The sequence below is a fragment of the Pseudarthrobacter sp. B4EP4b genome, from assembly GCF_006680095.1.
GTDB lineage: Bacteria > Actinomycetota > Actinomycetes > Actinomycetales > Micrococcaceae > Arthrobacter.
In genome coordinates, this window is record NZ_VHIJ01000034.1 from 54,611 (window position 1) to 77,226 (window position 22,616).

The window sequence follows — 22,616 nt, forward strand, 5'->3', positions numbered from 1 at the left end:
CAGGTCAGTTGCTGAGGTAGGCCAGGAGGTCGTGCCGGGTAAGGATGCCCACCGGGGCGCCCACGAACGTGACCATCACCGTATCTACGTCCGAGAGCAGCTCCCTCGCGGCAGAGATGGTCTCCAGGGAACCGATGACGGGCAGCTTGGGGCCCATGTGCTCGGCGATCTTGTCCGTCAGCTTGGCCTCCCCGCGGAACAGCTTGGCCGTGAGGCTGCGCTCATCCACCGCACCGAGTACCTCGCCCATGACCACGGGCGGCTCCTGGGACAGGACCGGGATGTGGCTGACACCGAACTCGTTCATGATGTTGATGACGTCGCGGACGGATTCGTTGGGGTGGATGTGCACCAGGTCCGGCAGTTCGCCGTTCTTGGACTTGATCACCTCACCCACGGAGGTTTCCTCGCCGCCGGAGAGGAAACCGTAGGACCGCATCCACTGGTCGTTGAAGATTTTGGCCAGGTAGCCGCGCCCGGAGTCGGGCAGGATCACGACGACGACGGCACTCTCCGGCAGGTCCCGCGCCGCCTGCAGCGCGGCTACTACAGCCATCCCCGAGGAGCCGCCCACGAGGAGGCCTTCCTCGCGGGCGAGGCGGCGGGTCATGGCAAACGAGTCCGCGTCGGTGACGGCGATGACCTGGTCCGGGACGGACTTGTCGTAGTTCGCCGGCCACATGTCCTCCCCCACGCCTTCCACAAAGTAGGGGCGTCCGGTGCCCCCGGAGTAGACCGAGCCTTCGGGGTCGGCGCCGATGATCCGGACCAGTCCGCCGTCGGTCTCCGGCCTGCCGGCCGAAACCTCCTTGAGGTACCGGCCGGTGCCGGTGATGGTGCCGCCGGTGCCGGCGCCGATCACGCAGTGGGTGACCTTGCCGTCGGTATCGCGCCAGATTTCCGGGCCCGTGGTCTCATAATGGCTGCCCGGCGCTGCCGGATTGGAGAACTGGTCCGGTTTGTATGCGCCAGGCGTTTCGCGCACCAGCCGGTCCGAGACACCGTAGTAGCTCTGCGGGCTGTCCGGCGGAACGGCCGTCGGCGTGACCACCACTTCGGCGCCGTAGGCCTGCAGGACGGCCCGTTTGTCCTCGCCCACCTTGTCCGGCACCACAAAAATGCACTTGTAGCCCTTCTGCTGGGCGACAAGAGCCAAGCCCACCCCCGTGTTGCCGGAGGTGGGTTCGATGATGGTGCCTCCGGGCTTCAGCTTGCCGTCCCGCTCGGCGTCCTCGATCATTTTGGCCGCGATGCGGTCCTTGATGGATCCGCCCGGGTTCACGTATTCCAGTTTGACCAGGACGGTGGCTTTGATGCCGTCCGTCACGTGGTTGAGCTTGATGAGCGGGGTATTGCCGATGAGGTCCAGGACGGACTGGGCGTACTTCATGAGTACAAAGCTACCGCTTTCGCGGGCGCCTGCCCCGTCAGTCAGCTCCCTGCCGAGGAATCCGTCTGCCAGAGGCCCATGATGTTGCCTTCGGTGTCCTTGAAGTAGGCGTAGTAACCCATGCCGGGAACGGCGTCCTTGGCCTGGGCCACCGAACCGCCGGCGGATTCCACCTGCGCCAGGGCGGCGTCCATGTCCTCGACGTCGATGGTGATGATGGGCGTCCTGAGGTTGTCCGTGCGCGGGAACAGGGCACCGTTGATGGCACCGGGCGCGCTTGGCATCCCTGTTTGCTGGTCCGATGGCGTGGTGATGGCGATGGTGTAGTCCATCCCCTGCATGGGGCTCAGGTTCCAACCGAATGCGCTTTGGTAAAAGCCGTTGGCGCGTTCCTTGTCGTCGGCGGGGATCTCGAAATGCACAACTCCAGCCACTGCATGCTCCTTTGAATGCGAAGTGAAGGCGCGGACGCCCCGCGCCACACCTGGGAGTCTAGTCCTTTGCACGCCGTGGATTAAGGGCCCGGCTGGAACCCCGGCGGGCGCATTGTCCGTGTGCCATGGGACGATGGCAGTATGACCATTGCAGAGGCACCCGCGCGGCTTTCCGCCGCCGCGGACGCCTCTCTCCGCTGGTATCCGGGCGGCCCGTATGACCTTGCCCGCACCTTGGGCCCGCTCCTGCGCGGCAATAGTGATCCGTCTTTCAGCGTCCAGGGTGGAGTCATCTGGAATGCCTTCACGACGCCGGACGGGCCCGCCACCGTGCGCCTCAGCCCCGCCGGCAGCGCCGAACTCGAGTTCCGGGTGGACGTCCAGGCGTGGGGTCCGGGAGCAGGCTCAGTGATCGGCTCAGTGCCCCGGCTCATGGGCGCGGAGGATGACTGGAGCGCCTTTGATGAGCCGGCGTTCCACGCCACGCTCCCCCACATGGTCCGGGAGGCGCGGCGGCGGAGCCTGGCCCTCCGGCTTCCCTCCACCGGGCGGATGATCGACCAGCTCGTGCCCATCATCCTTGAACAGAAAGTGACCGTGATCGAGGCCCGCCGGGCCTACCGCTACCTGGTGCACCGCTACGGCTCCCCCGCACCGCAGGCAGGGCTGCTGGCTCCCGGTACCCTGATGCTGCCGCCCACCCCAGCACAGTGGGCACAGATCCCCAGCTGGGAGTGGCACAAGGCGGGGGTGGGACCACAGCGCTCGGCCACCGTGATGCGGGCGCTGCGTTCCGCCGTCGCGCTTGAACGGCTGGCAGCACTGCCGGCGCCGGAGGCGGCAGCAAAGATGCAGACCATCCCGGGCATCGGCATCTGGACGGCGGCCGAGGTGGTGCAGCGGACGCATGGCTGCCCGGACTCCATCTCGGTGGGCGACTACCACCTGGCCGCGTACGTCGGCGCGGCGCTGACGGGCCGGCGGACGGACGACGCCGGCATGCTCCGGCTGCTGGCACCCTGGCAGGGGCACCGGCAGCGGGTGGTGCGGATGATCCAGAGCACAGGCTTCCGGAAACCCACCTTCGGCCCGCGGATGACCATCCAGGACCACCGCCGGCACTGACTCTGTTGCTTGGATTACTGCAACGCGGGGTCACTCCCGACTACTGCAACGCGGGGTCACGCTCCATTACTGCAACGCGGGGTCACGCTCCATTACTGCAACGCGGGGTCACTCGTGGCCTAATAGACCCCGGTTTTTGGGCTAAACCTGACCCCGCGTTGTTTGAGAAGACGGGTTTTGCGAGGATCGGCGTGCTTGTTTCATCCTGGCGATGAGATCCAGGAAGCCGTCGGCGAGGTCGTCCGCGTTTGGCTTGAAATAGGACCAACCGGCGTTGATGAAGAATTCATCGCGGCGATTATCGCGTGACTGCTGCTCCCTCGAACGGTGATGTTCGCCGTCGTACTGCACAGCGATCCGGTACTTCCGATACCCAAGGTCGGCTGCCGGCGACCGCGGATCGTCGGGATCAAGGCGGAGCTGCAGTTCCGGCTCGGGCAGGTGCGCGTCCAGCATCGCAAGCCGAAGGAATGTCTCCGGAAAAGAATCCGACCCCACCCGCATCTCGTCAAGGGCAAGGCGCGCCTTTTCCACTCCCTTCATGTTGGGATGCTGCCGGATCAGCAGGCGCAGCCCTTCTTTGTAAGCAAACGGCTCGTTGCGGAACTCCAGTTCAGGGCGTGGAATCCGGATCAGTTGGTCTCCCATGGCCACGAGATATCGGAGGGGCAGCTCATGGGCCAGGTCCAGCCACGTCCTTGCTGGCCCGGTGACCCTGATTCCATCAATCTCCACCACTTCACCAGGGATCATATGCACCCGGTGAGCGATGATCCCGGCCCGGCGGACACGCGGCAGGCTGTGCGGCTTGCTGAGATGGATGCGCTGGTCGTTGCCCAGCCAGGGAGGAAGCCCCAGCCCGCAGAGGATGGCAGCTGTTTCATGGGACACCCAGGCATCCGGGGTCGCCGTGCAAAGCACACGGGCCCGTTCAGCCAGCTCAAGCTCCCGCCCGGCATGGGCCCGAATCAGCCGCCCTGCCCCAACAAGGTCCTTTGCGCGCAAACGCTTTGGCGCAACGCCAAGGTCGCGTGCCTCGTAGATCGTAAAAGGCAGCTTGGCGAGAGTCTCGGGAAGTGGCCTGGCGGTAACCATGGCACCAAGTGTGCACCCCACAAGCAAGACCTTCTGAAGTTATCCACAGGCATAGGTCCATCCATCCAACGCGGGGTCAGATCTTGCCCAATAAGCCGCGGTTTTTGGGCCAGATCTGACCCCGCGTTGGAGTTAGAGGCCCAGCCTGGCCACGGCTTCCTCGCGCATCTCCACCTTGCGGATCTTCCCGGACACCGTCATCGGAAAACTCTCCCGTACGTCGACGTAGCGGGGAATCTTGTAGTGTGCCAGCTTCCCGCGGCAAAATTCGGCAACGGCGGAAGCGTCCAGCGGTTCAGCACCCGGCTTGAGGATGATGCAGGCCATCAGTTCCTCCCCGTACTTGACGTCCGGCACCCCGATGACCTGCACATCCTGGATGGACGGGTGGGTGTAGAGGAACTCCTCGATTTCGCGCGGATAGATGTTCTCGCCGCCCCGGATCACCATGTCCTTGATCCTGCCCTCCACCACCACGTAGCCGTCGTCGTCCATGCGGGCCAGGTCACCGGTATGGATCCAGCCGTCGGCGTCGATGGCCTCGGCGGTCTTGTCCGGCTGGTTCCAGTACCCCTCCATCACTGCGTAGCCCCGGGTGCACAGTTCGCCGATCTGTCCCCTTTCCAGGACCTCATCCGAACCCGGATCAACGATCTTGCTTTCCAGGTGCGGCATGGTCCGGCCCACGGTTTCCGTCCGGTGCTGCAGGGTGTCCCCGTCGCGGGTCATGGTGGACACGGGCGAGGTCTCCGTCATCCCGTAGCAGATGGCCACGTCGCGCATGTTCATCTCGGAGATCACCCTGTTCATCACCTCGATGGGGCACAGCGAACCGGCCATCACGCCAGTGCGGAGGGTGGAGAGGTCGTAGGAGGCGAAGTCCGGCAGCGCCAGTTCTGCGATGAACATGGTGGGCACCCCATACAACGACGTTCCGCCGAAGTCCTGCACGGCTTCCAGCGCAGCGGCCGGGTTGAAGCCCCTGCCCGGGATGATGGTGGCAGCACCGTGGCTCAGGGCGTTCAGGTTGCCGATCACCATGCCGAAGCAGTGGTAGAACGGCACCGGAATCACCACCCGGTCGTGCTCCGTGTAGCCCAGCAGCTCCCCGATCGAGTAGCCGTTGTTCAGGATGTTGTGGTGGGTCAGCGTGGCGCCCTTGGGAAAGCCGGTAGTCCCCGAGGTGTACTGGAGGTTGATGGGGTCGTGCGGGCTCAATTCCGCCATGCGCGTCTTCAGCGCGGCATGTCCGACAGCGTCCGCCCGCCGAAGCAGCTCGGCGTACGTCAGTTCCGCGTCATTGAGCGGGACGGCGCCGTCGAACCATTCGCCGCCGGTCCCGTCCCCGCTGGACCCTTTCCCGCCGGCCCCTTCCCCACCGGGTGGGGGCAGGAACACAAGTTCGCGAAGATCCGGGCACTCCGCGAGCGCATGGCGGGCCATCCCTACATAATCGCTGTTCCGGTCCGAGGGCGCGGCGACCAGCATCCGCATCCCGTTCTGCTTGACCACGAACTCCAGCTCGTGGCTGCGGTAGGCGGGATTGACGTTCACCAGGATGGCACCCACCTTGGCCGTTGCGTACTGGAGCAGCGTCCACTCGGCGCAGTTCGGACTCCAGATCCCCACCCGCTCCCCTTTGGCGACGCCCATGGCGAGCAGTGCGCGCGCCAGGCGGTCGACGTCGTCGTTCATTTTGGTGTAGCTCCACCGCCTCGCGTCCGCACCGGGCACCGGAGCGGCCTCGATCAGTGCGTCGTGGAGCGGGAACCTGGCCACCATTTTTTCGAAGTTCCCGCCGATGGTCTCCTCGAGCAACGGGACGTCAGTGTCCCCGGCTGTGTAAGCGCGCATGAGGGCACGCTACCAAGCGGCCCCGGGCAAACAAAGGATTGAGGCGGTGCAACAGTCGGATGGCCCGCGTAAACAGGAGCGGGGCTGCAGCCGGTGGCCGGTATTGTGAAATCCATGAGTTCTCCCATTGACCTGCAGGCAACGTTCATCCCCAACGACGGCGAGTTTTACCGTGTAAAGCTGGCCCTGGAAATCGCCATCGACGAGGTGGTGAACGAACCCGGCTGCATCCGCTATGAGCTGACCGAAGCCACCGAGGACAAGCTGGTCCTGACCGAACAGTGGGCCTCGGAGGAGGATCTGGCCAAGCACTCCAAGGGCATCGCCGTCCAGGACCTGAACGAGTCCCTGAGCGCATTGCTGGCCGAGCCCGTCAAGCTGGAACGCCTGTAGCCCCTTTCACACGAACAACGCGGGGTCACTTTGCGCCCAAAGAACCGAAGTTCTTGGGCGTAAAGTGACCCCGCGTTGCAGTTAAGAAGGGTTTAGAGATCCGGGATCTGGGAGCCGTCCTGGGGTCCCGCCGAGTTGCTGGCCGCGGCTGCTTCTTCGCGCTGGCGTGCCACGTGGGCGTGGACCTCGTCCATGTCCAGGGCCTTGACGGCATCCACAACTTGTTCCAGCTGCTGGGAGTTCAACGCGCCGGGCTGTGAGAACACCAGCACCTTTTCGCGGAAAGCCATCAGCGTGGGGATGGACGAGATGCCTGCCTCGGCGGCCAGCTGCTGCTCGGCCTCTGTGTCCACCTTGGTGAAGAGGACATCCGGGTGCTTCTCGGAAACGGCGGAGTACGTGGGCCCGAACTGCTTGCAGGGGCCGCACCATTCTGCCCAGAAATCCACCAGGACAATGTCGTTGCCTTCGATGGTTGATGCGAACTGTTCGCCAGTGATGTCAACGGTAGCCATGTTTCAACCGTACGCGTGCGTGGCCGGGATGTCTTGGCCAGGGCCGCTTGTTCGCTCCCCGCGTCATCGGGAATAAGAGTGCCCGGCGCATATACAGCTTGCACCCGGGCGCCTATTCTGAGGGTCATCAGCGTTCGGTGCGGTCCACGGGAGGGCTTATGGCTATCGCGATTTCGGCCCGGTCGCTGACCAAGAGTTTCGGCCGCCGCGAGGTGCTGCACGGGATCGACTTCTCGGTGGAAGCCGGCTCGGTGTTCGGCGTGATCGGGCCCAACGGTGCCGGGAAGACCACCACCATGCGCTGCCTCCTGGACATCATCCGCCCCACGGCAGGCGAAGTGCGGGTGCTGGGTGTGGATCCGCGGAAGGGCGGGCCGGAGCTGCGGCGCCGCATCGGCTACCTGCCCGGCGAGCTGTTCCTTGAGGGCCGGGTGACCGGCCGCAAGCTGCTGGCGCATTATGAGGCGGTGAGCGGTCCAGTTCCGGCCGGCCGGATCAACGAACTGGCCGAACGCCTGGGACTGGACCTGGACCGCCATACACGCAAACTTTCCAAGGGCAACAAACAGAAGCTCGGCCTGCTGCAGGCCTTTATGCACCAGCCCGAGCTGCTGGTGCTCGACGAGCCCACCAGCGGCCTGGATCCGCTGGTTCAGCAGGAATTCCATGCGATGGTCCGGGAAGCCCGGCACCGGGGCCAGACTATCTTCCTCAGTTCACACGTGCTGAGCGAGGTCCAGCAGACGGCGGACACGGTGGCCATCCTCCGGGACGGACACATCATCGCCGTGGAATCGGTGAGCGGGCTTCGCGAAGGTGCAGTGCGCCGCGTCCGCATCACCGCTGCCGGAATAACGCCGCACGACGCCGTTGCGCTGCTGGCCGGGGTACCCGGCGTCGGACAGGTGGAGGTGCTGGAGTCCGACGGCACCGTCACGCTGTCGGCCCTGCTGGAAGGCCCCATCCAGCCGTTGGTGCGGATCCTCGGATCCCTGCAGCTGACCGATCTCGTCCTGGAGGAACCCGACCTGGAGGATGCCGTGCTGAAGATGTATTCCGCCCAGCCGGAGGAGGCGCAGTGAGAACACGCCTCCCGCTGTTCCGCCGGGCCTTCTTTGATACGTGGCGGTCCACGCTCGCCTGGGCCGCTGGACTGGCGGCCGCAGCGTTCCTCTACCTGCCCCTGTACCCCTCCATTGGCGGCAGCGCCCAGATGCAGGACATGATCAACGCCCTGCCCGCCGAAATGACCAAAGCCCTGAACTACGACCAGATCGCCACCGGCCCCGGCTATACGCAGGCCACCCTGTTCGGCCTGATCGGCTTCCTGTTGATGACCATCGCCTCCGTGGCTTGGGGAGCGGCGGCCGTCGGCGGGGATGAGGAGTCCGGGCAACTGGAGCTGACGCTCGCCCACGGTGTGCGGCGGGTCCAGGTGGTCTTGGAACGGGCCCTGGCGCTGTTGTTGCGGGTGCTGGTCCTGGCTGGCCTGGTTTTCGTCCTGGTGTCCTTGCTGAACGGCCCCTCCCGGCTGGGGATCGAGCCGGGCAACCTGTTCGGTGCCACCGTCCTGTTCGCCGGGCTGGCACTGCTCAGCGGCACCGCCGCCCTGTGCGTGGGTACCATCACCGGCCGCAGGATCCACGGCATCTTCGCCGGGGCTGCGGTGGGGGTGCTCGGGTACGTGTTCAACGCCGTGGGCCGCCAGAGCCAGGACGTGGAGTGGCTGCTGGACCTGAGCCCGTACCACTGGGCGTACAGCAACTCTCCCGTTGCCAACGGCGCGGACTGGGCTGCGGCCGGGTGGCTGTGGGGCATCGCCGCGGCACTCGTGGTGCTCGCCGCCGTCGCACTCGAACGGCGTGATGTGGGCGCCTAAGGCCGCCGGGCAGTGGCGGCCAGGGACATCTAGGCCCAGGCGTGCGGCGCCGGCGTCCGGCTCCCGGGCAGCGCGCTGGAGGCCCGCCACTCATGGACCCATTCGGGAAGAACCAGGTCTGCGGGGGGCTCGCCAAACTCGCGCAGGATCTCCTCCTGGCTGACGGGCCGACCCTGGTGGACCAGGCGGGTGGCGATGTAGGCGCGGGCGTAAATCTCGCCGTCGGCCACCATACGCTGCTCAAAGTAGATGGCCTTCGCGTCCAGCCCGATGATCCTGGTTTCGATGGTGTAGTGCTGCCACAGTTGCAGGGACTTGCGGAACGAGATGGTTTCCGCGGACACGACCGGGCTCCAGCCCCGCCGCCGCATCCGCATCCAGACGCCGGAACGGACCATCAGGTCAAACCGGCCAAGGTCCATCAGGGACAGGTACATCCCGTTGTTGACGTGCATGGCAATGTCGATGTCCGTGGGCAGCACACGCAGCGGCAGCGACGAATGGTCCCAGACGGTCAGCGGCGGCTGGCGCGACGGGGTGATGAGCAGCAGGAGGGTTCTCAACAGCAAGTGCATTCACTCATGTTACCTGCGGGTAACTTTGGGGTCAGCCAGACATCGAGGCTGTTAAGCCTCCACGTAGGATTTCCTCCATGACGCAACAACGCTACCGGGACCTGGCGGACTGGCCGCTCACCATGACGGCGCTGATCTTCCTGGCAGCGTATGCGTCGCAGGTCATCGGCCGCATTGAGGGCAGCGCGGCCATCTGGCTGGAGGCCATCATGTGGGCCACGTGGGGTATTTTCGCCGTGGACTACGTGGCAAACCTCTGGCTCGCAGCTGACCGGAGCAGCTGGTTCGTCCGGAACCTGCATGAGCTGCTGATCGTGGCCCTGCCATTCTTCCGCCCACTACGCCTGCTGCGGCTGGTGACCCTGTTGTCCGTCCTGCACAGGACGCTGGGCGACACCCTCCGGGGACGCGTGGTTACGTACGTGGCGGGATCGGCAACCATGCTCGTGTTTGTGGGCGCCCTCGCCGTCCTGGACGTGGAGCAGTCTGCGCCGGACGCGAAGATCCTGACGTTCGGTGATGCCCTGTGGTGGGCCATTACCACCATCACCACCGTGGGCTACGGGGATATGTACCCGGTAACGCCTCTCGGCCGGGTGGTGGCAGCAGCCCTCATGATGAGCGGCATCGCCGTTCTCGGTGTGGTGACGGCATCCATTGCGTCCTGGCTGGTCCAGCGGGTGGAGGACACCGCCGAAGCGGTGGCCGAGGCCGAGGAGCCCGTGCGGGCCGAACTGGCGGACCTGGTTGTGGAAATCGCCATGCTCCGCCGGGAGATTGCGGAGCTGAAGGGCCGGCAAAGCCGGTAGCATCCGCGCCCGGAGCAGCAGGTAGTACGCAGGAACGATTTTGAGTGTCAGGGACCGCACTCCCAAGTACCGGTCCAAAATATTCGGGTAATCCCTACTGGTGCCTGCGCCCCGCCGCACTTCCTAGACTCGGGATTCCTAGGACCGAACATGTGCTGGCCTGTTCACCGGGTGGCTTCCGGATGGCAGTGCCTTCTCGCGGAGCTTCCGTATTTTCTGGGTATGCGGACGCCTCCATCATGCGCCGGCGGCGGCCTGGTCTAAGGCTGGGCCGCCGGTGCGTCACACCTCGATCCGTCCTGCCCCGCTTCCTGCACCCGCAGCTGCCCGGCCGGACCGCACCTCGATGGGCTACCCATGAACCAGCCATACTTCTCTACCCCCGACGGTCCGAGCCGTAGTTTCGCCACCGACGTCCCCCGCTCCGACCTGACGGCGGGCCGCCCCACCATCAGCAACAAACTGTGGGCGGGGATGGCCACCGCTGCCGTTGTGGCGGCGGTGGGAGTGGGAGCCCTTGCCGCGCCCGTCACCATCGCTCCGGCAGGTACGACGGCGGCGGCTCCCGTTGCCGAGGCTGTTTCCCAGGAGCAGGGCACGCAGGCCGATGCTGCCGGTTCCGGTTCCGGTTCCGCGGAATCTGTCCAGGCACCGGCAGAAGCACCAGCCGAGGCACCCGCTGCTGCTGCGCCTGCCGCGCCTGCCCCGGAAGCGCCTGCGGAGGCAGCACCGCCGCCGCCCGCCGTCGAGCCCGCACCCGCTCCTGAACCGGCACCGGCACCGGCAGCGGCGCCCGACGGAAACCAGTACACCGTGATTCCCGGCGATACCGTCGGTGCCATTGCAGGGCGGTTCGGGGTGGACATGAACGCCATGCTTGCCGCGAACGGCCTGGGCCAGTACAGCATCATCGTCCCGGGCCAGACACTGGTCCTGACCGGTCCGGCCATTGCCGCACCGGCCCCGGCACCTGCTGCTGTTTCTGCTCCCGCTCCTGCTTCGGCCCCCGCACCGGCACCTGCAGCTGCTCCGGCGCCTGCCCCGGTTGCGGCCGCTCCAGCCGTCCGGACCATTTACGTTGCCGGCGCCGGTGGGCAGTCCATGGTCGATGCCTGCATCGGGCCCATCCACTTCACGCCCAACGACGGCTACTCACTCTTTATCACTGAACATGATTTCTGCGGCGGCTGGGCCCGCTTCTCCGGAATCGGCGTGGGTGAGACGGTGAGCATCCCGGGCTACGGAACGTACACGGTGACGGCTCGCGGGCAGGTACCCAACCCCGGGACCACCAACGATGTCATCAATGTGTTTGGCGGCTTTCCCCGGGCCATCCTGCAGACGTGCATCCCGGGAACCAGCCAGATGCTCCTGATTGCGCTGAACTGAAGATTCCTGCCGCGCACGAGGATTCATAAGCTTGTCCGCAGTTCCTAACCTTCAAGGTGGGGAGCTGCGGACAAGGCCAGGATTTGGCATCAAGAAACGCCACGGAGGGACCTCCGTGGCGTTGGTTGATGAAAATTTCCCGGCTAAGCGTTCATCCGTTTGCGTTCGGAGATGTGCTCCACCAGCTCGCCCACGCGCTGTTCGGAGTAATTGCGGGCGATGTCTCCCTGGCTAAGGATCCCCACCAACTTGTGGTCGGCGATGACAGGAAGCCGGCGGACCTGGTGGCTCTCCATCATGTCGATGGCCTCATCAACGTTCGCATCGGCGTCGATCCAGTAGGGCTTGCCCGAGGCGAGATCGCGGGCCATCATTTCGCGGGGATCGCGCCCGGCGGCCACGCACTTGAGCACGATGTCACGGTCGGTGATCATGCCCCTCAACTTGCCGTCGTCACCGCAGATCGGCAACGATCCGCAGTCAAGGTCCAGCATCATCCGGGCAGCATCTGCGAGGGACTGGCTTTCCTTAATACACTGCGCGTCCGTAGTCATGAATTCACGTACGGCACTCATTTGTCCTCCTTTATCGATTCTTTGATCGACGCAGGGCATCGGGCACTTGCGCCGATGGTGCCAGACTACGCCCGCGCCACTGTCATGTCGACGACGGTTTTGCCGCCTCTGGAGGCAGCTCGGGAACCTGGGGTTATAGGACAAAACGTGTGTATGGGAGGGGCCTGCTTCCCAGCAAAGGCGCGGGAAATGGGCGATGGCTAAGCTTTGCCGATTTCCCTACAACGCGCCATCACCTCATGCCGCTTCTGCCGCATCGCCCCATCAACACCAGATGAAGTACGACGGCGGTGCTGCCGCCGCCTTCTGCATTCGATAGCTCCAGCAGACCCCAAACGTGATGGCGTGTTGCCCGATCTGGTGCAGGAGGTGGTGGCGGGTTGCCGGATGCTGCGCCACCTTGATGGGGGCGGGCTCGCAAACACGAAAAAGCCTCCGGAACCTATGGTTCCGAAGGCTTTTCCTTGGGTGGCAGATGAGGGATTCGAACCCCCGTAGGCGTTGCCAGCTGATTTACAGTCAGCCCCCTTTGGCCGCTCGGGTAATCTGCCAAACTTCAAAAGAAGTACCCGTAGATGCAGTCTGCAGGACGTCCGTTTCCGGGCCGTTCCGCTTACAGTAACCGCGGGCAAGACAACTTTACAGAACTTCCGCCGAAGAATCGAATCGGCGCCGTAAGGCCCGGAATGGCGCGGATTCCGGACCCTGCAGGCGGTCCAGGCAGGCGGTCCCTAAGGCTGCTGTCAGGCCTAGCCCAGAATCCGGCCGGCCAGCTTCGCCTCGAACTTCATGGCCTGCTCCTCGGTGATCTGGTTCAACTGCACCGCCCGGAGCAGGTCCTCGCGGACGCCGTCCATACGGGAGGACGCATCCGCTACCGGGCTGAAAATGATGGACGCCGCCACCGCCGCTGCCGCCACCGAGGTTGCTGCCGTGGCAACGGCCCCGGCTGCCGCTGATGTGGTTCGTGTGACGTAGTGGACAGCTTTGCGGTGCATGGTGTTCCTTTCGTGCAACTCCAACTCCTTCAACTCTGTCGCCGCCTCCTTCGTTCCCCCGGGATGTCCGCTGAGAGGGAACTGTGAAATACGGCTCCCCCTCATCAGCGACATCCGTATTAGGCTGGAATGCAGCGATCCCGGCCCTGTCCGCGGACAAGGCCCCCACCAGCACAAGGAGAGTCATGGCAGGCGAGTCAACGTTCGACGTCGTAAGCAAAGTGGACAAGCAGGAAGTGGCCAACGCGCTCAACCAGGCACAGAAGGAACTGGCCCAGCGCTACGACTTCAAGGGCGTCGGTGCAGAAGTGGACTTCAGCGGAGAGAAGATCCTCATGAAGGCAAACTCCGAAGAGCGCGTCCTGGCGGTACTGGACGTGCTCCAGTCCAAGCTGATCCGCCGCGGTATCTCACTGAAGTCCCTGGATACCGGCGAGCCCTACGCCTCCGGCAAGGAGTTCCGCCTCGAGGCTTCCATCAAGGAAGGCATCGCGCAGGACCTGGCCAAGAAGATCAACAAGCTGATCCGCGACGAAGCCCCCAAATCGGTCAAGTCCCAGATCCAGGGCGACGAACTGCGCGTTACGTCCAAGTCCCGCGACGACCTGCAGGCCACCATGGCACTGCTGAAGGACTTCGACGAGGCTGACCTGCAGTTTGTGAACTTCCGCAGCTAGCACCGCGGGCACAGGTTTTCGACGCAGGAAAATTCCTGCGCCAGGCATAAACGCCGGCGCTACCCCGATTCCGGTAGCGTCGGCGTTTTTGCGCGTCGAGGATGGTTATGCGCGTCGCCGGACAGAACGGACGACGGCGGGACGCTAGCGCAGCGGCGGCCCGGCCATCCGTTCCAGCCGTGAGATCCGGTCGCGCATGGGCGGGTGCGTGGCGAACAGCTTGTTGATGGCGCCGCCGCGGAACGGATTTGCGATCATCAGGTGCGATGCGTTGACCAGCCTCTGATCATGCGGCAGCGGCGCAATGCTGACGCCGCGCTCGATCTTGGCCAGGGCTGAGGCGAGCGCCAGCGGATCGCCGGTGAGCGCGGAACCGTCCTCGTCGGCGTCGTACTCCCTGGTGCGGGAGATGGCCATCTGGATCAGCGACGCCGCGAAGGGCGCCAGCAGGGCCATGGCGATCATGGCCAGGGGGTTCGAGTTCCGCCGGTCGCCGCCGCCGAAGAACTGCAGCATCTGGCCCACCGATGTGATAACGCCCGCGACAGCGGCGGCCACGGACGAGGTGAGGATGTCGCGGTTGTAGACGTGCATGAGTTCGTGCCCCAGGACGCCGCGGAGTTCGCGGGCGTCCAGGAGCTGCAGGATTCCTTCAGTGCAGCAGACCGCCGCGTTCCGCGGGTTCCGGCCGGTGGCGAAGGCGTTCGGATTCATGGTGGGCGAAATGTAGATCCGCGGCATCGGCTGGTTGGCGCGCACGGACAGCTCGCGGACAATCTGGTACAGCTGCGGCGCCTGCGCTTCCGTGACCCGGTAGGCCTGCATGGACCGGATGGCGATCTTGTCGCTGTTCCAGTAGCCGTACGCCGTGGTCCCGACTCCGACCAGCGCCATAATCCAGATAGGAGCCGAACTGCGGGTGCTGGCGCCAATGAGGGCTCCGAGGCCAAGCAGCACCGCCCACAGCACGCCGAAAAGCGCCGCCGTCTTCAGTCCGTTGTAGTGTTTGTGCACGATTCCTCCTCGCTCACCTATGGGAACGGCTTTCTAGGGAGCCGGGTTCCGCGCGTCATATTTTTGGAATCCCGGCTGCAGCCTCGCCGCCAGCCACGCCCCCATAATGCACAGCAGCCCGCCGAACAACAGGACCCACCCCTCGGCCACCATTTTCGTGGCGCCGCCGGCCAGCAGATCGCCGATTCGAGGGCCGCCCGCGACCACCACGATGAACACACCCTGGAGCCTGCCGCGGAGGTGGTCCGGCGCGGCGGCCTGCAGGATGGTGTTGCGGAAGACGCTGCTGATCGAGTCGGCGATTCCAGCCAATGCGCAGCACAGTGCAGCCGGAAGCAGCCAGAAGGTAACCTCCCCGTCCGGGGAGCGGCCGGCGAGCACTGCCACCATGCCAAACGCGGCGATGGATGCACCCCACCCCATTACCGAGAAAACCACCGCGCTCCCCTGCCAGCGGACAGCGCCCAGGGGGCCTGAGAACAGCCCGGCCAGGAACGCTCCCACCGCTGTTGAGGCAAGGAGCATGCCCACGGTTGCTTCGCCGCCGCCGATCATCACAGCGCCGATGGCCGGCATGAGGGCGCGCGGCTGGGCGAGGATCATGGCAACCAGGTCGATCACGAAGGTCATGCGCAGGTTGGGACGGGTGCCCAGGAACCGGAACCCCTCGATGACCGAGCGGATGCCTGGCCTGCCGGGACTTCCCGACGGCGGCAGGGGCGGCAGCCGGTAGACGGCCCACAGCACCAGGGCGAAGCTGGCGAAGTCGATGGTGTAGGTCCAGCCAAATCCCACCCATGCCACCAGCACGCCGGCCAGCAGGGGCCCGGCAGTCAGGGCAAGGCCGAAGGACATCATGCTCAGGGCGTTCGCCGCCGGCAACAGTTCCTGGCGGATCAGCATGGGAAGGATGGCGCTGCGGGCGGGCTGGTTGATGGCCTGCGCGCCGCTTTGCACTGCCACCAGGAGATAGAGGACCCAAACGTTGCCCAGGTGCAGCCAGGACTGCAGGGCGATCAGGCCAGTGGTCAGCCACATGACCGTGCTGGCCAGCAGCGCCACGCGGCGCCGGTCGTGGGAGTCGGCGATGGATCCACCCAGGAGCCCGCCGATCACCAGGGGCACCAGGGCGAAGACGGCCAGCAGTCCCACATAGAAGCTGTCCTGGGTCAGGCGGTAGATCTCCAGGCTCACTGCCACCAGGGTGAGCTGGCTTCCGACGGCGGATACGGCCGACCCGAGCCAGAGCCGGCGGAAGTCGCGGCTCTCCTTGAGCGGCGTGATGTCAGCAAGCAGTTTCCCCACCCTGTAACCCTAATGTCGCAGGGGCCGCTGACTCTCCACACAGGTAAGCCAAGCCTTATTGTGAGAAACTCAGAATAAGTGTTTCAATGGAGCCATGACAGAGCACTTTGACGGCCAGGAGGCATGGGCTGCCGCCCTGCGCGCCCACGGCCGCAGGGTGACCAAACAGCGGCTGGCGGTTCTCGCCGCCGTCGAACGCCATCCCCACTCCCCTGCCGAGAGCATCCTGGCCGCCGCCCGCGCCGAGCTCCCCGAGCTGACAGCCCAGTCCGTTTACGTGGTGCTGGGTGACCTCACGGACCTGCACATGCTGCGCCGCTTCGAGCCGCCGCACTCCCCCGCACTGTATGAAACCCGCGTCGGCGACAACCACCACCACGCCATCTGCATCAGCTGCGGCCGCGTTGAGGACGTGGACTGCGCCGTGGGACACGCGCCCTGCCTCACGCCCCACTGGGATGAACACGCCAAGCCGATGACCATCCAGATCGCCGACGTGATGTACCAGGGCATCTGCCAGGACTGCCAGCAGTCCCAACAACTTCCTTCCAATCGTCCCTCAGAAGAAACACAGAAATAGGAGAACAATGACTGCCATTTCAACAACCCAGTCAGGTGCCCCCGTTACGTCCGACGCGCACTCGAAGTCAGTTGGTGCCGATGGTGCCATCATCCTGACTGACCACTACCTGGTGGAAAAGCTCGCCCAGTTCAACCGCGAGCGGGTGCCGGAGCGCGTAGTGCACGCCAAGGGCGGCGGTGCATTCGGTACGTTCAAGACCACCGAGGACGTGTCCAAGTACACGAAGGCAGCCTTCCTCCAGCCCGGCGCCGAGACCGAAATGCTGATCCGTTTCTCCTCCGTTGCGGGCGAGAACGGCTCCCCGGACACCTGGCGCGATCCCCGCGGTTTCGCCGTGAAGTTCTACACCACTGAGGGCAACTACGACCTCGTGGGCAACAACACCCCGGTGTTCTTCATCCGCGACGGCATCAAGTTCCCGGACTTCATCCACTCCCAGAAGCGCCTTCCCGGCACGCACCTGCGCGACGCCGACATGCAGTGGGACTTCTGGACCCTGTCCCCCGAGTCCGCCCACCAGGTCACCTGGCTGATGGGTGACCGCGGCCTGCCGGCCTCCTGGCGTGAAATGCAGGGCTACGGCTCACACACGTACCAGTGGATCAACGCCGAGGGCGAGCGGTTCTGGGTCAAGTACCACTTCAAGTCCAACCAAGGCGTGAACTCCATGACCGGCGAGCAGGCTGAAGCCCTGGCCGGTTCGGACGCGGACTTCTACATCCGCGACCTGTCCGAGAACATCGAAGCCGGCAACTTCCCGTCCTGGGACCTGCACGTCCAGGTCATGCCGTACGAGGACGCCAAGACCTACCGCTTCAACCCGTTCGACCTGACCAAGGTCTGGCCGCACGCTGACTACCCGCTGATCAAGGTGGGCACCATGGAGCTGAACCGGAACCCGGAGAACTACTTCGCGCAGATCGAACAGGCCACCTTCGCGCCGTCGAACTTCGTGCCGGGCATCGCCGCTTCCCCGGACAAGATGCTGCAGGCCCGCATCTTCTCCTACGCGGACGCACACCGCTACCGCGTGGGCACCAACCACGCCCAGATCCCGGTGAACCAGCCCAAGAACCAGGTCAACAACTACAGCCAGGACGGCGCCGGACGCTACCTGTTCAACGCTCCCTCGGTTCCGGTCTACGCCCCGAACACCTTCGGCGGTCCCGCTGCGCTTGAGCCGCAGAACCCGGCCGGCGGCTGGGAGAACGACGGCGAGCTGACCCTCGCCGCGCACTCCCTACACGCCGAGGACAGCGACTTCGTCCAGGCCGGCGCGCTGTACCGCGAGGTCTACGACGACGCCGCAAAGGCCCGCTTCCTGGACACCATCACCGGTGCCGTGGGCGGCGTCAAGCGCTCCGACATCAAGGAACGCGCCATCCAGTACTGGACCAACGTTGACGCCGAACTCGGCGCCAAGCTGCGCGCCAACCTCGGCGCTGCACCGCTCTCCGAGGCAGAAGCCGCCAACAAGATCGGCTGATCCAGCCCCTCTCTGAGTTGCTGAAAACCACCCCGTCACGGGTTTCCGTGGCGGGGTGGTTTTTTCTTTTTCCACATAGGTATTGTTCGCCATGGCCGCCGGTGGCTGCTGTCCCTAGGATCGACGCATGACAACTTTCCAGGGCATCCCCGCCGGCGCCTTCGAGTTCTACCAGGAGCTGCAGGAGAACAATACCCGCGAGTGGTGGCAGGAGAACAAGGACCGCTACCAGACGCTGGTCCGGGAGCCGTTCCTCGCATTGCTGGCCGAGCTGGAGCCCAGATTTGGTCCCGGCAAAATCTTCAGGCCAAACCGGGACATCAGGTTCTCCCAGGACAAGTCGCCCTACAAAACCGCCCAAGGCGCCTTTGCGTCCGTCCAGGAAGGAGTGGGCTTCTACCTTCAGGTCAGCGCGGACGGACTCCTGGTGGGCGGCGGATACCACTCCCACACCCCGGCCCAGCTGGCCCGGTACCGCAACTCGGTGGACGCTTCAGGAACAGGGGAATCACTGCGGCACATTGTCGAAGCCGTGGCGGCTGCCGGTTTTATGGTGGAGGGAGAGAAGCTCAAGACCGTCCCGCGCGGGTACCCGCAGGATCACCCCAGGGCCGAACTCCTCAAACACAAATCCCTTTCCGCCGCCACCGACCTGGGACAGCCGGCGTGGCTGGCTACTCCTGCCGCCCTCCAGGAGATTGCTGCTTTGTGGGATGAGCTGCGGCCGCTGGTGGACTGGGTGGGCCGGCACGCAGCACCGTAGCCTCAACCGGCTGTATCGGGTGCCAGTTCCACGTTGTAGGAGCGGATGCGGACCACCCGCCCGTCCATAAAGTCGTAGATATCGCAGGATGCCACCCGGCTGAGGCTGCCATCGGCTGAGAGGTACCGGGCAACGCTATCCACCACAACAGCCGCAGGTCCGGAAACCATCCGGAACTGATCGAACGTGGTCTGCACATCCTGCAGGTCCCGGGCGAGGGATGAACAGACATCAACCACCGCCGGCTTGCCGGCCAGGACTTCACCTCCCACAAGATCCCAGGCAACATCGTCGTGGATCTGGGGAAGGGCCTCTTCAAACCGGTGGCTCGAAAAAGCGCCTGCCACCTGCTCCATCGTCATCTGCACAACGCCCACGTTCCTTCCAGCCACCCGTGGCCCGCCGCCACAGGTGCACTTTTATTGAACTGCAGACTCCGTCCTGCCGCACCCCCAATTCTCGCTCCGACCGGCAGGCAAACGCAGAACCGCCCGCTGATTCCAGGATCAGCGGGCGGTTCTGCGGCTCCGGCGTCAGCCACGACCAGCGCTCAGGCGCAGGTCAGCGCCAGGCGCAGGTCAGTGTCAGGCGCGTGTCAGCTCGTCCTCGTCGTCGGCCGACGCCACCGGAGTACCAGCTTCCACAGGACCCCCGTTGACGGCGGTGTTTGCCGTGGCGAACCTCTCGTTCAAACGGGAGTGGCGCTGGCCGTAGGCGAAGTAGATGGCCAGGCCGATCGCCAGCCAGATGGCGAAGAAGATCCAGGTCTCCACGGCAAGGTTCGTCATCAGGTAAAGGCACAGCACGGCGGATACAACCGGCAGGACCTTGCCGAAGGGAACGCGGAACGCGGGCTTGAGGTCCGGGCGCTTCTTGCGGAGCACCAGGATGCCCAGGCTCACCACCACAAAGGCGGACAGCGTACCGATGTTGATCATTTCCTCGAGCAGGTCCACGTTGGTCAGCCCCGCCACCAGGGCCACGGCGGCCCCGCAAATGATCTGGAGGCGGACCGGCGTCGAGCGCTTGTCACTGGTCTTGGACAGCGCACGGGGCAGGAGGCCGTCGCGGCTCATCGCCAGTACCACCCGGGACAGGCCCATCAGGAGCACCATGATCACGGTGGTCAGGCCAACCAGGGAACCGAAGGCAATGACCTTGGCGGCGGAGGTGTCACCCACGGCTTCGAAGGCTGTGGTGAGGGTGGGGCTCTTGGCCTCGGCCAGCTGCGTGTACGAGACCATGCCGGTCAGGGCCAGCGATACCAGGATGTAGAGCAGCGTCACCACGGCGAGCCCGCCGAAGATGCCCCTCGGCAGGGTCTTCTGCGGGTTCTTGACTTCCTCGGCCGAGGTGGCCACAACATCGAAGCCGATGAAGGCGAAGAACACCAGTGCAGCGCCGGCGAAGATGCCCAGCGTCCCGTACTGTGCCGGTGCGGCTCCGGTGAGGAACCCGAAGAACGACTGCTTCAGGACATCCGCGGCGCCGGCACCACCGGTGGGCTCGGCGGCGGGAATGAAGGGAGTGTAGTTTTCGAACTTCACGTACGTGAAGCCGACGACGATCACAAAGAGCACCACACCGATCTTGATCAGGGTGAAGATGTTGCCCACGCGGGCGGACAGCTTCGTACCCAGCACCAGCAGTACGGTGAACACGGCAACGATGAGGAAGGCGCCCCAGTAGAGGTCCACCCCGCCCAGCGAGATGGCCGGCGGAATGTCGGCACCCATCAGCGCGAACACCTTGCTGAGGTAGATGCCCCAGTACTTGGCGATCACCGCTGCGGCCGTGAAGAGCTCAAGGATCAGGTTCCAGCCGATGATCCAGGCAAGCAGCTCGCCCATCGTGGCGTAGGTGAACACGTAGGCGGAGCCTGCCACGGGGATGGCGGTGGCGAACTCGGCGTAGCACATGATGGCAAGGGCGCAGGTGACGGCGGCGATGGCGAAAGACAACGTCACGGCAGGGCCGGAGAAGTTGGCTGCAGCCTTGGCACCAACGGAGAAGATACCGGCACCCACAGCCACCGCAACGCCCATGATCATCAGGTCCCACGTGCTGAGGGACCGTTTGAGCTTGCGTCCGGGTTCATCGGCGTCAGCGATGGACTGCTCGATTGATTTGGTCCGGAGAAGGTTCATAGGGGGATCACAATCCTGATTTCTGATGGAAACAGACCTATCAACGATAGTGTCCATCCACTGGACGGTCCCAATTGTTCCGAATGGTGAGACGGCAGTGCTGCCAAACTATGTTCTGCATAAAGCGCTTGAGGCCCTCCAAATGGAGGACCTCAAGCCTGTAGCGCCGAAGTGCTATATCGGCCAATCCATCAGTGCGGACCGGATCAGGAACCGCTTGCCTTCGGGCGCTTCCACCGAGAATCCGCTGCCCCGCCCCGGCACCACGTCAACGGTCAGGTGCGTGTGGCTCCAGTAGTTGAACTGCTCCCGGGACATCCAGAACTCCAGCGGCTGCGCCTCCAGCCCCTCGGACACATCGAATATGCCCAGCAACACATCCGAGTCACCGGTCAGGAAGTCTCCTGCCGGGTAGCACATTGGTGAGGACCCATCGCAGCACCCGCCGGACTGGTGGAACATGAGCGGCCCGTGCCGAACCCACAGCAATCGCAGCAACTCGGCGGCCGCCGGCGTGAGCGCCACCCGGGAGAAGTCCTCCCCGGGCAGCGTCACTGCAGCATGGATGCTGTCCGGGGTCATCAAAACCTCAGGACCACGCGGCCGTCGATTTTGGCGTGTTTCATCTCGTCAAAAACCGCGTTGACCTCGGCGAGTTCCCGGACGGAGACCGTGGGATGGATCTTGCCCTGGGCGTAAAAGTCCAGTGCCTCCTCCAGGTCCTGCCGGGTTCCCACGATCGAGCCGCGGACCGTCAGGCCCTTGAGCACAATCTCGAAGATGGGCGCCGGAAAATCGCCCGGCGGCAGCCCGTTGAACACAATCGTGCCGCCGCGGCGGACCATTCCAATGGCCTGTCCGAACGCTGACGGGTGCACTGCAGTAACCAGGACTCCATGGCAACCTCCGGTTTCACGCTGGATCACTTCCACGGGGTCTTCGTGCAAAGCGTTGACCGTCAGTTCGGCCCCGTGTGCCTTGGCGAGGGCGAGTTTGTCGTCGGCAATGTCCACCGCGGCAACCCGCAGGCCCATCGCCACGGCGTACTGCACCGCGATATGCCCCAGGCCGCCGATGCCGGAGATGGTCACCCACTGGCCCGGCTTGGCTTCGGTCATCTTCAGGCCCTTGTAGACGGTGACACCGGCGCAGAGCACCGGCGCCACCTCGACGGGGTCGGATCCCGCCGGTATGCGGGCGGCGAAGCGGGTATCGACGAGCATATATTCACCGAAGGACCCGTCGACGCTGTAGCCGCCGTTCTTCTGTGCCTCGCACAGGGTTTCCCAGCCGGTGCGGCAGTATTGGCAGTCGCCGCAGGCGGACCACAGCCAGGCGTTGCCCACCATGTCGCCGACCGCAAGGTCGGTGACGCCGTCCCCGAGTGCCACCACTTCACCCACTCCTTCGTGCCCGGGAACAAAGGGCGGCGAGGGCTTGACCGGCCAGTCGCCTTCGGCGGCGTGCAGATCAGTGTGGCACACACCCGTGGTGAGCACCTTGACCAGGGCTTCCCCGGGGCCGGGCGTCGGGATGGGCAGGTCCTGGATCTGGAGGTCGGTGCCGAATTCGGTTACTACTGCTGCTTGCATTGTCGTCGTCATTGGCGA

24 protein-coding genes and 1 tRNA gene are annotated in these 22,616 nt (G+C 64.8%); 10 read left to right on the forward strand and 15 right to left on the reverse strand.

All coding sequences use genetic code 11. The features are described from left to right. Positions 1–4 precede the first annotated feature (4 nt). Both FNL14_RS12655 and FNL14_RS12660 read right to left on the reverse strand, forming a co-directional pair. Positions 5–1,390 carry a cystathionine beta-synthase gene (locus tag FNL14_RS12655; protein ID WP_142060552.1) on the reverse strand — a complete coding sequence of 462 codons (1,386 nt, stop codon included), beginning with the start codon at positions 1,388–1,390 and terminating at the stop codon, positions 5–7. Positions 1,391–1,431: 41 nt separating this feature from the next. Then, on the reverse strand, positions 1,432–1,824 hold the full coding sequence (locus tag FNL14_RS12660) for a VOC family protein (RefSeq protein WP_091416125.1): 393 nt from the start codon (positions 1,822–1,824) through the stop codon (positions 1,432–1,434). Positions 1,825–1,965: 141 nt separating this feature from the next. Between FNL14_RS12660 and FNL14_RS12665 the strand changes: the two genes are divergently transcribed. Further along, positions 1,966–2,949: a DNA-3-methyladenine glycosylase gene (locus tag FNL14_RS12665; protein ID WP_142060554.1), complete on the forward strand. Its 984-nt coding sequence runs from the start codon at positions 1,966–1,968 to the stop codon at positions 2,947–2,949. 141 nt (positions 2,950–3,090) lie between these two features. Here the strand turns inward: FNL14_RS12665 and FNL14_RS12670 are convergent, their stop codons facing one another. Together FNL14_RS12670 and FNL14_RS12675 are read right to left on the reverse strand one after the other, a co-directional pair. Continuing rightward, the gene (locus tag FNL14_RS12670; RefSeq protein ID WP_142060556.1) at positions 3,091–4,044 is read right to left on the reverse strand and encodes a hypothetical protein; all 954 of its coding nucleotides are present in this window, start codon (positions 4,042–4,044) and stop codon (positions 3,091–3,093) included. A gap of 132 nt (positions 4,045–4,176) precedes the next feature. After that, positions 4,177–5,898, reverse strand: a complete 1,722-nt coding sequence (locus FNL14_RS12675) for an AMP-binding protein (protein ID WP_142060558.1) — start codon at positions 5,896–5,898, stop codon at positions 4,177–4,179. Positions 5,899–6,012: 114 nt separating this feature from the next. On the opposite strand from FNL14_RS12675, the gene FNL14_RS12680 reads away from it, so the two are divergent. Beyond that, the gene (locus FNL14_RS12680; RefSeq protein ID WP_091417048.1) at positions 6,013–6,291 is read left to right on the forward strand and encodes a putative quinol monooxygenase; all 279 of its coding nucleotides are present in this window, start codon (positions 6,013–6,015) and stop codon (positions 6,289–6,291) included. A 92-nt stretch (positions 6,292–6,383) separates the two neighbouring features. Here FNL14_RS12680 and FNL14_RS12685 read toward each other — a convergent pair whose 3' ends face one another. Next, positions 6,384–6,806, reverse strand: a complete 423-nt coding sequence (locus FNL14_RS12685) for a co-chaperone YbbN (protein WP_142060560.1) — start codon at positions 6,804–6,806, stop codon at positions 6,384–6,386. 158 nt (positions 6,807–6,964) lie between these two features. Here FNL14_RS12685 and FNL14_RS12690 point away from each other — a divergent pair, with 158 nt between their 5' ends. Beyond that, on the forward strand, positions 6,965–7,888 hold the full coding sequence (locus FNL14_RS12690; protein WP_142060562.1) for an ABC transporter ATP-binding protein: 924 nt from the start codon (positions 6,965–6,967) through the stop codon (positions 7,886–7,888). Beyond that, complete coding sequence (locus FNL14_RS12695; RefSeq protein ID WP_142060567.1) at positions 7,885–8,685, forward strand: ABC transporter permease subunit; 801 nt, start codon at positions 7,885–7,887, stop codon at positions 8,683–8,685. The genes FNL14_RS12690 and FNL14_RS12695 overlap by 4 nt, the downstream gene beginning before the upstream one ends. A 29-nt stretch (positions 8,686–8,714) precedes the next feature. Here the strand turns inward: FNL14_RS12695 and FNL14_RS12700 are convergent, their stop codons facing one another. Further along, entirely contained in the window at positions 8,715–9,260 is a 546-nt protein-coding gene (locus FNL14_RS12700) for a thioesterase family protein (RefSeq protein ID WP_142060568.1), read from the reverse strand. Positions 9,261–9,337: 77 nt separating this feature from the next. Between FNL14_RS12700 and FNL14_RS12705 the strand changes: the two genes are divergently transcribed. Both FNL14_RS12705 and FNL14_RS12710 read left to right on the forward strand, forming a co-directional pair. Continuing rightward, positions 9,338–10,069 carry a potassium channel family protein gene (locus tag FNL14_RS12705; protein ID WP_142060569.1) on the forward strand — a complete coding sequence of 244 codons (732 nt, stop codon included), beginning with the start codon at positions 9,338–9,340 and terminating at the stop codon, positions 10,067–10,069. A 357-nt stretch (positions 10,070–10,426) separates the two neighbouring features. After that, positions 10,427–11,458 (forward strand): LysM domain-containing protein, encoded by a 1,032-nt coding sequence (locus FNL14_RS12710; RefSeq protein WP_142060572.1) that lies wholly within the window; start codon positions 10,427–10,429, stop codon positions 11,456–11,458. Between the two features lie 143 nt (positions 11,459–11,601). Here FNL14_RS12710 and FNL14_RS12715 read toward each other — a convergent pair whose 3' ends face one another. The 3 genes from FNL14_RS12715 to FNL14_RS12725 form a co-directional block, all read right to left on the reverse strand. Continuing rightward, positions 11,602–12,033: a CBS domain-containing protein gene (locus tag FNL14_RS12715; RefSeq protein ID WP_142060574.1), complete on the reverse strand. Its 432-nt coding sequence runs from the start codon at positions 12,031–12,033 to the stop codon at positions 11,602–11,604. 469 nt (positions 12,034–12,502) lie between these two features. Further along, positions 12,503–12,584 (reverse strand) — tRNA-Tyr (locus FNL14_RS12720). Positions 12,585–12,782: 198 nt separating this feature from the next. Then, positions 12,783–13,031, reverse strand: a complete 249-nt coding sequence (locus tag FNL14_RS12725; RefSeq protein ID WP_142060576.1) for a hypothetical protein — start codon at positions 13,029–13,031, stop codon at positions 12,783–12,785. Between the two features lie 185 nt (positions 13,032–13,216). Between FNL14_RS12725 and FNL14_RS12730 the strand changes: the two genes are divergently transcribed. Then, on the forward strand, positions 13,217–13,708 hold the full coding sequence (locus FNL14_RS12730; protein ID WP_050054209.1) for a YajQ family cyclic di-GMP-binding protein: 492 nt from the start codon (positions 13,217–13,219) through the stop codon (positions 13,706–13,708). A gap of 144 nt (positions 13,709–13,852) precedes the next feature. Here FNL14_RS12730 and htpX read toward each other — a convergent pair whose 3' ends face one another. Together htpX and FNL14_RS12740 are read right to left on the reverse strand one after the other, a co-directional pair. Continuing rightward, positions 13,853–14,722, reverse strand: coding sequence for a zinc metalloprotease HtpX (gene htpX, locus FNL14_RS12735; RefSeq protein WP_142060578.1), 870 nt, complete (start codon positions 14,720–14,722; stop codon positions 13,853–13,855). 33 nt (positions 14,723–14,755) lie between these two features. After that, a complete protein-coding gene (locus FNL14_RS12740; protein ID WP_142060580.1) occupies positions 14,756–16,027 on the reverse strand; it encodes an MFS transporter in 1,272 nt (423 codons plus the stop codon). 94 nt (positions 16,028–16,121) lie between these two features. On the opposite strand from FNL14_RS12740, the gene FNL14_RS12745 reads away from it, so the two are divergent. The 3 genes from FNL14_RS12745 to FNL14_RS12755 all read left to right on the forward strand — a co-directional run bounded on the left by FNL14_RS12745 (position 16,122) and on the right by FNL14_RS12755 (position 18,859). Then, entirely contained in the window at positions 16,122–16,607 is a 486-nt protein-coding gene (locus FNL14_RS12745) for a Fur family transcriptional regulator (protein WP_142060582.1), read from the forward strand. Positions 16,608–16,614: 7 nt separating this feature from the next. Beyond that, positions 16,615–18,096 carry a catalase gene (locus tag FNL14_RS12750; protein WP_091416162.1) on the forward strand — a complete coding sequence of 494 codons (1,482 nt, stop codon included), beginning with the start codon at positions 16,615–16,617 and terminating at the stop codon, positions 18,094–18,096. A gap of 127 nt (positions 18,097–18,223) precedes the next feature. Continuing rightward, positions 18,224–18,859 (forward strand): DUF2461 domain-containing protein, encoded by a 636-nt coding sequence (locus FNL14_RS12755; RefSeq protein ID WP_142060584.1) that lies wholly within the window; start codon positions 18,224–18,226, stop codon positions 18,857–18,859. Between the two features lie 2 nt (positions 18,860–18,861). On the opposite strand, the gene FNL14_RS12760 is transcribed toward FNL14_RS12755, so the two are convergent. From FNL14_RS12760 to adhP, 4 genes are all read right to left on the reverse strand, one after another. Continuing rightward, on the reverse strand, positions 18,862–19,221 hold the full coding sequence (locus FNL14_RS12760; RefSeq protein ID WP_255470821.1) for a nuclear transport factor 2 family protein: 360 nt from the start codon (positions 19,219–19,221) through the stop codon (positions 18,862–18,864). A gap of 222 nt (positions 19,222–19,443) precedes the next feature. Continuing rightward, positions 19,444–21,006, reverse strand: a complete 1,563-nt coding sequence (locus tag FNL14_RS12765; protein ID WP_142060588.1) for an amino acid permease — start codon at positions 21,004–21,006, stop codon at positions 19,444–19,446. Between the two features lie 174 nt (positions 21,007–21,180). After that, positions 21,181–21,588, reverse strand: a complete 408-nt coding sequence (locus FNL14_RS12770; protein ID WP_142060590.1) for a DUF779 domain-containing protein — start codon at positions 21,586–21,588, stop codon at positions 21,181–21,183. After that, positions 21,588–22,610, reverse strand: a complete 1,023-nt coding sequence (adhP, locus tag FNL14_RS12775; RefSeq protein WP_181762622.1) for an alcohol dehydrogenase AdhP — start codon at positions 22,608–22,610, stop codon at positions 21,588–21,590. Before adhP ends, FNL14_RS12770 begins: the two co-directional genes overlap by 1 nt. Positions 22,611–22,616: the final 6 nt, after the last annotated feature.